Raw genomic sequence first — 12,724 nt, 5'->3', positions numbered from 1 at the left:
GAGGAGGTCAGTCCACTTCGGCGACGGCCTGGGCGAACTGCGCCGAGTACAACCGCGCATACGCCCCGTCCGCCTCGATCAGCTGATCGTGCGTCCCTTGTTCCACGATGGTCCCGTTCTCCATGACGAGGATCAGGTCCGCGTCGCGGATGGTGGAGAGCCGGTGGGCGATGACGAAGCTGGTCCGCCCGGTCCGCAGCGTGTTCATGGCCCGCTGGATCAGCACTTCGGTCCGGGTGTCGACGGAGCTGGTGGCTTCGTCGAGGATCAGGATGCTGGGCTCGGCCAGGAACGCCCGCGCGATGGTGATCAGCTGTTTCTGACCGGCGCTGACGTTCGACCCCTCCTCGTCGATCTTGGTGTCGTAGCCTTCGGCGAGCATCCGCACGAACCCGTCGACGTGTGCGGCTTCGGCGGCGCGGACCACTGCCTCCTGGTCGTGGGAATCCGCCCCGTACGCCAGGTTCTCCGCGATCGTCCCCCCGAACAGCCACGTGTCCTGGAGCACCATCCCGATCTGTTCCCGCAGCTGTTCCCGGGGCATCGACGCGATGTCGACGCCGTCGAGCGTGATCCGCCCACCGGTCACGTCGTAGAACCGCATCAGCAGGTTGACCAGCGTCGTCTTGCCGGCGCCGGTGGGTCCGACGATGGCGACGGTCTGTCCGGGTTCGACGGTGAGCGACAGGTTCTCGATCAGCGGCTTGTCCGGCGTGTAGCGGAACGACACGTTCTCGAACGCGACGCGCCCTTCGACCCGGGGGAGGTCGACCGGTGCCGGGTCCGGGGTCTGCTCGGGCGCGTCGAGCAGCGCGAACACCCGCTCGGCCGAGGCCACCCCGGACTGCACCAGGTTCGCCATGCTGGCCACCTGGGTCAGTGGCTGGCTGAACTGCCGCGAGTACTGGATGAACGCCTGCACGTCGCCGAGAGACAGGGTGCCGGACGCCACCCGCAGGCCACCGACGACCGCGACCAGCACGTAGTTCACGTTGCTGATGAACATCATGGCCGGCTGGATCAGGCCGGAGATGAACTGTGCGCGGAAGCTGGACGCGAACAGCTTGTCGTTGTGCTCCCGGAAGGTTTCTGAGGCCTCGCCTTGCCGGCCGAACACCTTGACCAGCGAGTGCCCGGTGAACATCTCCTCGATGTGCCCGTTGAGCTGGCCGGTCGTCTTCCACTGGGCGACGAACTGCGGCTGCGCCCGTTTGCCGATGGCCTTGGTCAGGAAGAACGAGACCGGAATGGTGACCAGGGCGATCAACGCGAGGAGCGGAGAGATCCAGAACATCATTCCCAGTACGCCCACAACCGTCAGCAGTGCGGTGATGAGCTGGGCGAACGTCTGCTGCAGGGTCTGCGCGATGTTGTCGGTGTCGTTGGTGGCCCGGCTCAGCACCTCGCCGCGCGCCTGCTTGTCGAAGTACGACAGCGGCAGCCGGGACAGCTTCGCCTCCACCTGGTTGCGCAGGTCGAAGACGGCGGTCTGCACGACCCGCGCGGTGATCCGGCCCTGGAGCACGCCGAACACCCAGGCGAACAGGTAGACGACGACCACCCCGGCCAGCACGTGCATCAGCCGGTCGAAGTCGATGCCCTGGCCGGGGATCACGTCGTTCATCCCGGAGAGCAGGTCGGCCGTCTTCGTGTCGCCGTGCTGGCGCAGCAGTTCGACGGCCTGTTCCTTGGTGGTGCCGGGCGGCAGCGACGCACCCAGTTTCTTGCCGACGACACCGTCGAAGATGACGTCGGTGGCGTGACCGAGCAGCCGCGGGCCGAGCACGGACAGGAAGACCGACGCTATGCCGAAGATCAGCACCAGCCCGACCAGCGCCCGTTGCGGTTTGAGCATGCCGAGCAGCCGCTTGGTGGAACCCTTGAAGTCCTGCAGTTTCTCCGGCGGGCCGCCGGCTCCCATCATCATCCGGGCGGCCGGCGGGCCGCCCATGGGCCGCGCGGGCGGCCGGTTGGGCGCGGTCATGCGGCGGCCTCCTGCTCCGTGAGCTGAGAAAGAACAATTTCCCGGTACGTCGGATTGCCGTCCATGAGCTCCTCATGAGTGCCCGTGCCGACGACCTTGCCGTCGTCGAGCACGACGATCCGGTCGGCGTCCCGGATCGTGCTGACCCGCTGGGCCACGATCACCACGGTCGCGTCCGCGATGTACTCGGTGAGGGCGGCCCGCAGTGCCGCGTCGGTGGCGTAGTCCAGCGCCGAGAACGAGTCGTCGAACAGGTAGATCTCGGGCCGGTGCACCAGCGTGCGGGCGATGGCCAGCCGCTGCCGCTGACCGCCGGAGACGTTCGTCCCGCCCTGCGCGATCGGGGCGTCGAGCTGCCCCTCCATCGCCTCGACGAAGCCCTTGGCCTGGGCGATCTCCAGGGCTTCCCAGAGCTCGTCGTCGGTGGCGTCCGGGTTGCCGTAGCGCAGGTTGGTCGCGACCGTGCCGGTGAACAGGTACGGCCGCTGCGGCACGATCCCGACCAGCCGGGACAACAGATCCAGGTCGAGCCGGCGGACGTCCACGCCGTCGACCAGCACTTCGCCCTCGCTCACGTCGAAGAGCCGGGGGATCAGGTTGAGCAGGGTGGTCTTGCCGCTGCCGGTGGACCCGATGATCGCCGTCACCTCCCGGGGCCGGGCGACAAGACGTACATCGGAAAGCACCGCGGCCTCAGCCCCGGGATAGCGGAAGCTGACCGCCTTGAGTTCCAACTCGCCGTGCCTGGTCACCTCGGTGATCGGCGCCGCAGGCGGCGTCACCGAGGTGTCGGTCCCGGTCACTTCCTGGATGCGCTCGGCACAGACCTCGGCCCGCGGGATCATGATGAACATGAAGGTGGCCATCATGATCGACATCAGGATCTGCATCAGGTAGCTGAGGAACGCGGTCAGCGCGCCGACCTGCATGTGGCCGCTGTCGATCCGGTGCCCGCCGAACCAGAGCACGGCGATGCTGGACAGGTTCACGATCAGCATCACGGTCGGGAACATCAGCGCCATGATCTTGCCGGCCTTCAGCGAGACCTGGGTCAGGTCGTCGTTGGCGACCTCGTAGCGCGCCTGCTCCCGCTCGTCGCGGACGAACGCCCGGATCACCCGGATGCCGGTGATCTGCTCGCGCATCACCTGGTTGACCCGGTCCAGTTTGACCTGCAGGCTGCGGAAGAGCGGGCGCATCCGGGTGATGATCAGCGCGACCACGCCGATCAGGATCGGGATGATCACCAGCAGCAGCGAGGAGAGCGGCACGTCCTGCCGCAGCGCCAGCACGATGCCGCCGACGCACATGATCGGCGCCGAGACCATCAGCGTGAACGTGAGCAGCACCAGCATCTGGATCTGCTGCACGTCGTTGGTGGTCCGGGTGATCAGCGACGGCGCGCCGAACTGACCGACCTCGCGGGCCGAGAACGTCTGCACGCGGTCGAAGATCGACTCGCGCACGTCCCGGCCGACCGCCATGGCCGTCCGCGCGCCGAAGTACACCGCCACGATCTGCGCCGCGATCTGCAGCACGGTGATGCCGAGCATCCAGCCGCCGACCCGCATCACGTAGCCGGTGTCGCCGGTGATGACGCCCTTGTCGATGATGTCGGCGTTCAACGTCGGTAGGTAGAGCGTCGCGAGCGTCTGCAGGAACTGGAAGAGCACGATCAGGCCGATCGTGTTCCAGTACGGCCGCAGGTGCACGCGAAGCAGTTTCATGAGCACTTCGCTTGCTCCCCCGAATCGGATGTCAGGATGCCGTCGAGCAGCAGCGACGCGAGCTCCGCGCCACTGAACTGCTCGCTGTCGCCGAACGGCCCGAACGTGTTCGCGCCGCAGTAGAGCAGGAGCAGGCGGGCCGCCTTGGCCGGCGAGACCCGCAGCCGGGCCGCGTCCGGCTCGAGCACCGCGGTCACCGCGGTCATCAGCTGCCCGCGCGTGGAGGTCATCCGCTCGCGGGCCTCCGGGCTGCTCTCGCCGGTGATGATCAGGCGGCGGGCGGAGTGCATCAGGCTCGCGTTCTCGGCGAACCGGGAGTGCACGATCTCGGCCGCCCGCAGCAGCCGGCTCCGCAGGTCGTCGGCGGGGTCGATGGCGGCCAGCGCGTCGAGCGTCGGCTGCGGGTCGAGCGCCTTGACCACCGAGCAGACCACCAGCTCGTTCTTGTTCTGGAAGACGCCGAAGATGGTGCCCTCGGCGACCCCGGCGGCGTGCGCGATCTGCCGGGTGCTCACCTCGACACCGTGCTCGTGCAGCAGCGGGATGGTCGCCGCGATCAACGCGGCCCGCCGCTCATCCGGCGCGAGGGCCGGTTGTCGTCTGCGTCTGTTCTCCACGGCGCACAGCCTAATGAGCGAGCACTCACTCATCCACTGACTTTTGTCATGGGGCCCGCGTCGAACCGGAAACCGGATGGGGGCGTATCAAGATGATGTGAGCCAACCAAGCAAGCCGCACCGCCGGGTCATCCGCCAGGTGACCACGGGTTTCGCCGCAGTCCTCGTCTTCCTCGCGCTGATCCTGCCGGACCAGATCACCCGGCTGCCCCCGGGCAACCACTGGTACACCGCACTCGCGCGGATTCCCGCCGAGGGCCTGATCGCCGGCGCGGTTCTGCTGGTCACACCGCGGAAGTGGCGCGGCTGGCTCGCCGCCGGCCTCGGCCTGCTGCTCGGTGCGCTCACCGTGGTCAAGCTCGTCGACATCGGCTTCTTCTGGGTGCTGGCCCGCCGGTTCGACCCGGTCCTGGACTGGACGCTCTTCGACGACGGTTACCACTTCCTCGGCGACTCGATCGGCAAGGCCGGCGCGGCCGGTGTCGCGGCCGGGGTGATCCTGCTCGCCGTCCTGCTCATCGCCGGCATGACCTGGGCGATGACGCGCCTGACCACGGTCGCCGTCGGCCACCGCCGCCTCGCGTGGAGCGGGCTCGGCACCGCCGCGGCGGCCTGGGCCGCGCTCTTCTTCGCCGGCACGCAGCTGATCGGCGGCATCCCGGTCGCCTCGCACGCCGCCGCCGACCTCGCCCAGGACACGGCGCTGGCACTGCCCAAGGACCTTGCCGACAAGCGCAAGTTCACACAAGAAGTACTCGACGACGCATACCGGGACCGCCCGGCTGATCAGTTGCTCACCGCGCTACGCGGCAAGGACGTCGTCGTCTCGTTCATCGAGAGCTACGGCCGGGACGCGGTGGAGAACCCGGCGTTCAACGGCTCGGTGCTGACCGCCCTCGCCGACGGTGATCAGAAGCTGGCCAAGGTCGGGTTCGCCGCCCGCAGCGGCTTCCTCACCTCGTCCACGGCCGGCGGCGGCAGCTGGCTGGCCCACTCGACGTTCCTGTCCGGGATGTGGGTCAACAACGAGTCGCGGTACCGCAGCCTGATGGCAACCGACCGGCTGACGCTGACCAGGACGTTCAAGACCGCCGGATACCGCACGGTCGGGGTCGAGCCGGGCGTCATCTACGCCTGGCCGGAGGGTCAGTTCTACGGCTACGACCAGGTCTACGACAAGGCCGCGCTCAACTACCACGGCCCGCAGTTCAGCTGGTCCCCGATGCCCGATCAGTACGCCTTGTCGCAATTCCAGAAGTTCGAGTACAGCAAGCCCGGCCGTGGCCCGCTCCTCGCCGAGATCACCCTGACCTCCAGCCACACCCCGTGGGCGCCGGTGCCGACCAGGCTCGACTGGGACCAGCTCGGCGACGGCAGCGTCTACGGCCCGCAGGCCAGGACCACCGACCCGAAGACGGTCTGGAAGGACGACTCGAAGATCAGGACCGAATATGCCCGCTCGATCGCCTACTCGGTCGACAGCCTGATCAGCTGGGCCACCACCTACGGTGACGACAACCTGGTCATGGTCTTCCTCGGCGACCATCAGCCCGCCTCGGTCGTCGTCGGCCAGAACGCCACCCACGACGTCCCGATCACCATCGTCGCCAAGGACCCCAAGGTCTTCGACCGCATCGCGTCATGGGGCTGGACCAGCAGCGTCAAGCCCGCCCCGAACGCCCCGGTCTGGCCGATGAACACCTTCCGTGACCGCTTCCTGACTGCCTTCGGCCCCGAGGGCGACCCCCACTGACCGTTTCCGATCCTCGGGAAGACGTTTCCTCTCCGCCCCGAACCGGCCGGCCACGCGGGCAGCGTGACCGGCCGGTTCGTCTCACATCAAGATCAAATTCTTCAGGTCCCGTCTCCGCTGTGGTCCGGACCGTCGCTCCCGCGGGGACCCTTGCGGGCCTCGCAGGGCCGTGGCCGGCCCTGAACGCGAGGCCCACAAGGGCGACGTCCGTGGGTGGTCGCGGTCAGGGCAACAGACCCGTCCACGGCTCCCGCCCCGGCACCGGTCCCGTCGCCGCCGCTCCCCGAGCGGCCGGAGCGGGTCGCGGCTGGGGCTGGTGTGCCGGTGACCGCGCGTGGGGCGCTCGCGAGGCCGGCTGGGTCGGACGGCTGTGCCCCAGCCGGCGGGCGCCGCCGGCGTCAGTCGGTGACGGTGATGATCTGGGTGGCGGGGAGGCGCGGGGTGTGCGGGGGAGCGGCCTGCGCCGCATCCTGCAGCCCGAACCGGATCGCCAGGTACGGCACGCCCGTCCCGCCGAGCATCCGGGTCAGCGCCTCCCGCGTGAACGGCACCTCGACCGGCCCGCTGAACGGCAGCACACTCACCGCGTGCTCGGTGGCCGCCAGCCACAGCCGGCTCAGCGACTCCCCGGCCCGCAGCCAGTCCGGCGCGGCGTCCCCGGTGCCGTACAGAACCGCGTACGTCGCGAAACGGTCGTGCCCACCGCCGGCCGGAACCGTCCCGGGCGTCTGGAAGTCACGTTCGGCGACGGTGGTCAGCGGCACTTCCTCGGGCAGCGCGGACGACGGGATGCCGGTGCCGTCCGGCCGTTCGCCGCCGACCCAGCCCGCCAGCTCGGCCCGGGCCCGGTCGTCGGCCGCTTCCGCCGACTGTGCCCGCTCCACCGCGACGGCCAGGTCGAGCACCTGGTCCCGGCGCAGCAGGTGCAGCCGCGCGCCGAACTGCTCGGCCGCTTTCACCAGTTCGTCGAGCACCGTCTCGGGGACCGTCTCGTCCCGGACCGTCCGCCGGTCGGTGCGCCGCACCTGGAGCATCTGCAGGTGGCGGGTCGCTTCCGGCTCGGCCGCCCGGCGGTCCCCGGCGGTGATCACCGCGAGCGGCTCGTCCGGCGTCAGCGACCCGGACCGTTCGACGGTGTAGCCCCACCCTTCGGCGTCGAGCGCGACCTGCGCGTGGTGCAGCGCCGCGCCGCAGCTGACGAGCAACATCCGGGCGTCCGGGTCCTGCGCCTGCAGCTGTCGCTCGCCGACCGCGAACAGTTCCAGCCGATCACCGCGGACCACCCACCGCCACGGCTGCGTGTTGTGGATCGACGGGGCGAATCGAGCCGCGTCCGCCGCTTGCGCCAGTGCCTGCTTGACCTCGCTCATAGGTCAATCGTTACCACCAGGACCGGGCCCGGCTAAGGCCAAAGGTCCCAACTCGTGGCGTTGTCCGCTACCGGCGTGACCCGGATGACCGGATCCGATCGGTGACCGGCGGCAGAATTCTCAGGGCCGACCCTTCGATCCGAGAGCGGGTGCCCATGTTCGCCGAACCATCGCTGACCCACCGCCGGGAGGACGGCGCGGAGGCGCCGCTGCTGCTGTGGCGCTTCCCGGAGCCGGTGCTGGCGGCGTCCACCGCGGTCCTGGGCGGTGGCGTCGGCCCGCGCGAGTGGCTGATCAACGCGAGTGTGCCGATGTCCTACGCCCGTCCTGACCCGGCGGCGCACCTGACCGAGCTGGCCGGTCGGCTCCACCTCACCGGCCTCGGGATCGGCCTGCTCACCGGGGTGGACGTGCACGACGTGGTGTCGGCCAGCGAGGACGGGGTGCACGTCTACGCCACGGTCGGCCTGGGTGCCCCGATCCGCGCCGCCGAACCGGGCGTGACCGGTTTCGCCCACCACCCCGGCACGATCAACATCGTCGTCTGGATCCCCCAGCACCTCTCCGCCGGCGCTTTGATCAACACGGTCGCGACCGCTACGGAGGCGAAGGTGCAGGCCCTGGCCGAGCTGGGCCTGACCGCCACCGGCACGGCGACCGACGCGATCTGCGTCCTCTGCCCGGCCACGGGCGAACCGGCGGCCTACGGCGGTCCCCGCTCCCACTGGGGCGCCCCGATGTCCCGGGCCGTCTTCACCGCCGTCCGTTCCGGCGGCGCCACCAACCTCGCCACCGGCCGATCCTGGTCCGCCCGGATCAGTGGTACGTCTTCTCCCCGGCCTCCAGCGCAGCCGTGATCCGGTTCTCCGGTGGGGCGAGCGGGCACGCCCACCGCGGGTCGTACGCGCAGCTGGGGTTGTAGAGGTAGTTGAAGTCCAGACGCACCCGCGCCGAGCCCAGCCATGCGACGCCCCGCCCGTGGGTGCCCTTGACCGTGTCGGTCAGGTAGCGGCCACCCCCGTACGTCGAGGAGCCGCACGTCCCGTCGCGGACCGGCAGGAACAGGCCGCCGCCGTAGGCCGCGATCCACCAGAGCGTGAGCTCGCCGAACGGCGTCTCCAGGATCCCCGCCCGGGTGTACCGCACCACCCCGTCGGGCCCGCCGGTGTCGATCGTCAGCTCGCCCTCGGCCGGGCGCACCGGCACGTCGACGATCGCCGCCTCGTTCGCGGGGTAGTACCGCAGGCCGGTGAACCCGGGCCGCTCCTCGACCGGGATCGGCGACTGCGCGTGGCTCGCGAAGAGCGCGTCCCGCCGCGCGCGGAAATCCGACAGATCAGCCGCTTCCAGGTAGTTACGCGCGACCGCGGCCCGAAAATCAGCCAGTTCCAGTGACTCCATCCCGCAAACGCTAGCCCGAGGTCCCACCGCAACCAGAAGCGCATTTCTCCCGCCATCGACCCGAAGGGGCGAGATGCCGCCGAGCCGAAGGCGAGGCCATCAGGCACAGCGCATCATTAGACACAACTCACACCTGGGCTGCATCCTGGGTGGCGTGCCGGAACGGATTAGCGAAGTCACCGCCCTGCTGGCCGAGGTCCTGGCCCCGCGTGCGCCGCTCACCGTGATCGTCGACGGCGGTGGCCCGGGCGCGGCCGCCGACTTCGCGGCCCGGCTCGCGGCCGCTTTCCCGCCGAGTTCCCGGGCGTGGAGCATCGACGCGGTGCTGGGGCTGACCGGCCCGGCCCCGGGCGGGTTCGACTCGGCGCTCAACGTGCTGGAGCCGGCCACCGATCAGATCCTGGTCTATCTGCGCGGCGGCCCGCGGAACCGGTTCACCGCCGGTGACGGCGAGCGGCGGGCTCAGGTGGTGATCGATCACCGGGATCCGGGCTGGCCGGTGATCCGGCACGTGCACCCGTCGCTGGCCGACCCGGATCGGTGGTATCTGTCGGAGAGCCGCGCGTTCTTCACCGCTCGTGCCGCGAACTGGGACCGCACGTTCGGGGACGACCTTCCCGCGTACGCCAAGGCGGTGCGCGAGGCCGGCGTGCGTCCCGGCGACACGGTTCTCGACGTCGGCTGCGGCACCGGCCGGGCCCTGCCGGCGCTGGCCGGGGCGACCGGGCCGTCCGGGCGGGTGATCGGTCTCGACTGCACCCCGGACATGCTGGCCGAGGCGTGCCGGGCGGGGCGGAACGGCGCGGCGACCCTGGTCGTCGGCGACGCGCGCCGGCTGCCGATCGGGGCGGCCACGGTCGACGTGATCTTCGCGGCCGGCCTGATCAATCACCTGCCCGATCCTGTCGCGGGGCTGACCGAGCTGGCCCGGGTGACCCGTGCCGGCGGGACCCTGGCGATGTTCCACCCGGTGGGGCGGGCGGCGCTCGCGACCCGGCACGGGCGGACCCTGCGACCCGACGAGGCGCTCGGTGAGGGCCGCTTGGCGCCACTGCTCGCCGACACCGGGTGGATGCTGACCTCGTACGAGGACGGGGATGATCGTTTCCTGGCTCTCGCGAGGCGCCTTTAGCGACGCCACGGCCGGTGGTGGCCGCCACGACCTACCGGGACGCCGGCCGTGATCGATGGGGTCACCCCGAGCGCGGCTACCGTTCCCGGGTGCGGCCGGCCTTGACGGTGTCGCTGCTCGTGGGCAAGTCGACGGTCACGCTCAAGCCGCCGTCGAGCAGCGAGACCGCGGCGATCGTGCCGCCGTGAGCCCGCACGATCGAGCGGGCGATCGTCAGGCCCAGGCCGCTGCCGCCGCTGTGATCGATGCGTCCGGTGGCGAGCCGGGTGAACGGCTCGAACAGCCTGCCCACCTCGGGCGGCGGGATCACCGGGCCGGTGTTCTCCACGGTCAGTGCGACGCCGGACGTACCGACCCGGACACCGACCGTACCGCCGGGCCGGTTGTACTTGACGGCGTTGTGCACCAGATTGCGGACGAGGCGCTCCAGCAGCACGCCGTCACCGACGACCTCGTAGGGGCCGGCGTCGACACTGAGCTTCACGTCGGCGTCGGCGGCGAACCGGGCATGTGCCTCGACCACGCCGGCGGTGATCCGGTCGAGGCTCTGCGTTTGCGCCGCAGCGTCGAGACGGTCACCCGGACGACGTTGGTGAACGGGTCGGCGTGCTCGTCCCAGACCTGCTCGAGCAGGTCCTCGGTGGTGACTGCCTGCCCCTGGGCGCGCATCAGCGTGTGCAGCACGCCGAACTCCTTGTGTGTCAGCGCGAGTGGCCGGCCGTCCCGGGTCGCCGAGCGGGTCGCCACGTCCAGCACGATGCCGTCGCGTTCCAGGACCGGCGGCAGCGCCGGGGCCGTGCGCCGGGCCAGCGCATGCACCCGGGCGACCAGTTCGGCGAAGGCGAACGGCTTGGTCAGGTAGTCGTCCGCGCCGAGACCGAGCCCTTCGACGCGGTCGTAGATGCCGCAGGCCGCGGTGAGCAGCAGCACCCGGGGGCCGCTGCCGTGCGCGAGGATCCAGCGGCAGACGTCGTCGCCGGTGCCGCCGGGCATGTCCCGGTCGAGCACCGCGACGTCGTACCGGTTGACCTGGATCTTCTCGATGGCCTGCCCACCCTCGTAGGCGACGTCGACCGCCATGGCCGCCCGCCGCAGGCCGACGGCGATCGTGTCAGCCAGCAGCCGCTCGTCGTCCGCCACCAGAACTCGCACGCGGGTCATGCTGCCAGGCCCGAGGTAAGGCGCGGATAAGGATGGTCAGGCGACCAGGAAGGAACCGGACATGAACACCACCAGGAGGACGGCGTGCAGAGACGCGCCGATCACCAGAACCACCCGGTCGACCACCTGATTGGCGCCTATCCGGCCCAGCACCAGGAAGATCGCCACGGCCTCCATCGCGTACCGCGCGGCCGACTGCATGGAGCGCCCGGCGACCTCGGTCGACATCAGCATGATCAGGCCGACCCCGCCCTGGACGACCAGGTACATCTGATCCCGGCGGAGCCGGAACGGGCCTCGCACGCACAGGATCAACAGCACCACCGCGACCAATACCGTTCCGGCGTCCAGCATCGCCGCGAGCGCGCCCTTGTCGAGCAGCCCATGCCCGGCGATCTGCCGTACCGAGGTCACCCACGCCATGCCCGGGAAGGTGTACCGCCGCCCCCACTGGTCCTGGGCGATGCTGAACTGCAGCGGGCTACCCAGGTCAACCAGGCAGTAGAGGCTGTAGCCGACGAGCCCGAGCGGCACCACCGTCAGCGCCAGCACATCCGGCCGGACCCGGTGCGGCCGCCACCCGACCTGGCGCAGGTACTCGACCGCCAGCGGGATGACCAGCAGGACACCGAACAACCGGGTGGCCGACGACAACGCACCCAGCATCCCCGCCAGCCACCAGTTCTCGCGGCGTGCGGCATACAAGGAGCCCACGATCAGCAGCAGGAAAAGTGACTCGTTGTATCCGATGAACAGGAAGAACCCCGTCGGGAAGACCGCCAGGTACCAGGCGGCGCGCCGGGCGATCCCGGCACCCAGCTCGAGCTCGGCGAGCCGGTACAGCAGAGCCAGGGCGCCGAATGCGGCCGCGTTGGCCAGCACCAGGGCGCTGACCACGCCGTCGCCGGGCAGAATCGGGTTCACGACGTGGATCAGCATCGGGAACAGCGGGAAGAAGGCCGGGTATCCCGGCCCCAGGTGGTAGCCGCTCGCCGCGATGGTCACGTAGTGCATCGCGTCCCAGCCGTTCCAGCCGAGAGCGATCGACCACAGATCGGGCGCCGGGCCACGACCCCGAAAGGTCAACCAGGCGAGCGCGCCGACCATGAGGTGAACCCCCAGCGAGGTCGACCACACCGCGAGAGCCGCCAGCATCGCCGGCCGCCACGGACGGCCGGGCGCCGCCGGCCGCGGGGCGCTGAGCCCGGCGACGGGGCCGGGAGAGACGATCACGACGGCACCCCGGCCCGGCCGAGTCCGTCGAGCACGGGTCGCATCCGCCCCGCGAACGGCAGCACCTCCCTCGGGTCGAAGACCGGCACCACCACTGACGACTCCGGCATGGCCTCGACGCTCATCTGCTGCATCCCTTGGTGACGTTCACGGGAACACACGTTGATCAGCCGGGCATAAGGCCTGGATAAAAGCGGACAGTGGGGCACGGACCAGGGTGTCGCGGCCCCCCCCCCCCCCGGGGGGGCCCCCCCCGGGGGCGCCGGGGCCCCCCCCCCCCCCCCCCCCGGCCCCCCGGGCCCCCGCCCCCCCCCCCCCCCCCGCCGGGTACGGCCCCGAACTGCCC

The 12,724-nt window shown here is 70.5% G+C and carries 12 protein-coding genes; 3 read left to right on the top strand and 9 right to left on the bottom strand.

What is annotated here, in order from left to right; genetic code table 11:
- Positions 1–7: 7 nt before the first annotated feature.
- From ACH442_RS22830 to ACH442_RS22820, 3 genes are read right to left on the bottom strand one after another with little or no spacing between them, the layout of a single operon-like run.
- A complete protein-coding gene (locus ACH442_RS22830; RefSeq protein ID WP_396340101.1) occupies positions 8–1,984 on the bottom strand; it encodes an ABC transporter ATP-binding protein in 1,977 nt (658 codons plus the stop codon).
- Positions 1,981–3,717: an ABC transporter ATP-binding protein gene (locus ACH442_RS22825; protein WP_396340100.1), complete on the bottom strand. Its 1,737-nt coding sequence runs from the start codon at positions 3,715–3,717 to the stop codon at positions 1,981–1,983. The genes ACH442_RS22830 and ACH442_RS22825 overlap by 4 nt, the downstream gene beginning before the upstream one ends.
- Positions 3,708–4,328 carry a TetR/AcrR family transcriptional regulator gene (locus ACH442_RS22820; RefSeq protein ID WP_396340099.1) on the bottom strand — a complete coding sequence of 207 codons (621 nt, stop codon included), beginning with the start codon at positions 4,326–4,328 and terminating at the stop codon, positions 3,708–3,710. Before ACH442_RS22820 ends, ACH442_RS22825 begins: the two co-directional genes overlap by 10 nt.
- A 97-nt stretch (positions 4,329–4,425) precedes the next feature.
- Here ACH442_RS22820 and ACH442_RS22815 point away from each other — a divergent pair, with 97 nt between their 5' ends.
- The gene (locus tag ACH442_RS22815; RefSeq protein ID WP_396340098.1) at positions 4,426–6,081 is read left to right on the top strand and encodes a sulfatase-like hydrolase/transferase; all 1,656 of its coding nucleotides are present in this window, start codon (positions 4,426–4,428) and stop codon (positions 6,079–6,081) included.
- A 398-nt stretch (positions 6,082–6,479) separates the two neighbouring features.
- Here ACH442_RS22815 and ACH442_RS22810 read toward each other — a convergent pair whose 3' ends face one another.
- Positions 6,480–7,451: an Acg family FMN-binding oxidoreductase gene (locus ACH442_RS22810; protein WP_396340097.1), complete on the bottom strand. Its 972-nt coding sequence runs from the start codon at positions 7,449–7,451 to the stop codon at positions 6,480–6,482.
- Between the two features lie 155 nt (positions 7,452–7,606).
- Here ACH442_RS22810 and ACH442_RS22805 point away from each other — a divergent pair, with 155 nt between their 5' ends.
- On the top strand, positions 7,607–8,308 hold the full coding sequence (locus ACH442_RS22805; RefSeq protein WP_396340096.1) for an adenosylcobinamide amidohydrolase: 702 nt from the start codon (positions 7,607–7,609) through the stop codon (positions 8,306–8,308).
- On the opposite strand, the gene ACH442_RS22800 is transcribed toward ACH442_RS22805, so the two are convergent.
- Complete coding sequence (locus tag ACH442_RS22800) at positions 8,268–8,852, bottom strand: DUF1684 domain-containing protein (RefSeq protein WP_396340095.1); 585 nt, start codon at positions 8,850–8,852, stop codon at positions 8,268–8,270. The two genes, ACH442_RS22805 and ACH442_RS22800, sit on opposite strands and share 41 nt — an antisense overlap.
- 154 nt (positions 8,853–9,006) lie before the next feature.
- On the opposite strand from ACH442_RS22800, the gene ACH442_RS22795 reads away from it, so the two are divergent.
- Positions 9,007–9,984 (top strand): class I SAM-dependent methyltransferase, encoded by a 978-nt coding sequence (locus tag ACH442_RS22795; protein ID WP_396340094.1) that lies wholly within the window; start codon positions 9,007–9,009, stop codon positions 9,982–9,984.
- Between the two features lie 76 nt (positions 9,985–10,060).
- On the opposite strand, the gene ACH442_RS22790 is transcribed toward ACH442_RS22795, so the two are convergent.
- From ACH442_RS22790 to ACH442_RS22775, 4 genes are read right to left on the bottom strand one after another with little or no spacing between them, the layout of a single operon-like run.
- Positions 10,061–10,507, bottom strand: a complete 447-nt coding sequence (locus tag ACH442_RS22790) for a sensor histidine kinase (protein ID WP_396340093.1) — start codon at positions 10,505–10,507, stop codon at positions 10,061–10,063.
- On the bottom strand, positions 10,465–11,136 hold the full coding sequence (locus tag ACH442_RS22785) for a response regulator (protein ID WP_396340092.1): 672 nt from the start codon (positions 11,134–11,136) through the stop codon (positions 10,465–10,467). The genes ACH442_RS22790 and ACH442_RS22785 overlap by 43 nt, the downstream gene beginning before the upstream one ends.
- Positions 11,137–11,181: 45 nt before the next feature.
- Complete coding sequence (locus tag ACH442_RS22780; RefSeq protein ID WP_396340091.1) at positions 11,182–12,378, bottom strand: mannosyltransferase family protein; 1,197 nt, start codon at positions 12,376–12,378, stop codon at positions 11,182–11,184.
- On the bottom strand, positions 12,375–12,503 hold the full coding sequence (locus ACH442_RS22775) for a hypothetical protein (protein ID WP_396340090.1): 129 nt from the start codon (positions 12,501–12,503) through the stop codon (positions 12,375–12,377). Before ACH442_RS22775 ends, ACH442_RS22780 begins: the two co-directional genes overlap by 4 nt.
- Positions 12,504–12,724 lie beyond the last annotated feature (221 nt).

Origin of the sequence: Actinoplanes sp. NPDC020271 (assembly GCF_044388125.1) — a bacterium.
In the GTDB taxonomy this organism is placed as follows: Bacteria; Actinomycetota; Actinomycetes; order Mycobacteriales; family Micromonosporaceae; genus Actinoplanes.
This window is presented reverse-complemented; position numbering and strand designations above follow the sequence as displayed.

What these genes read in the sequence shown, in the direction of transcription:
- ACH442_RS22830 (WP_396340101.1), bottom strand. Translation starts at nt 1,984, where the DNA reads ATGACCGCGCCCAACCGGCCGCCCGCGCGGCCCATGGGCGGCCCGCCG.
- ACH442_RS22810 (WP_396340097.1), bottom strand. Translation starts at nt 7,451, where the DNA reads ATGAGCGAGGTCAAGCAGGCACTGGCGCAAGCGGCGGACGCGGCTCGA.
- ACH442_RS22805 (WP_396340096.1), top strand. Translation starts at nt 7,607, where the DNA reads ATGTTCGCCGAACCATCGCTGACCCACCGCCGGGAGGACGGCGCGGAG.
- ACH442_RS22800 (WP_396340095.1), bottom strand. Translation starts at nt 8,852, where the DNA reads ATGGAGTCACTGGAACTGGCTGATTTTCGGGCCGCGGTCGCGCGTAAC.
- ACH442_RS22775 (WP_396340090.1), bottom strand. Translation starts at nt 12,503, where the DNA reads ATGAGCGTCGAGGCCATGCCGGAGTCGTCAGTGGTGGTGCCGGTCTTC.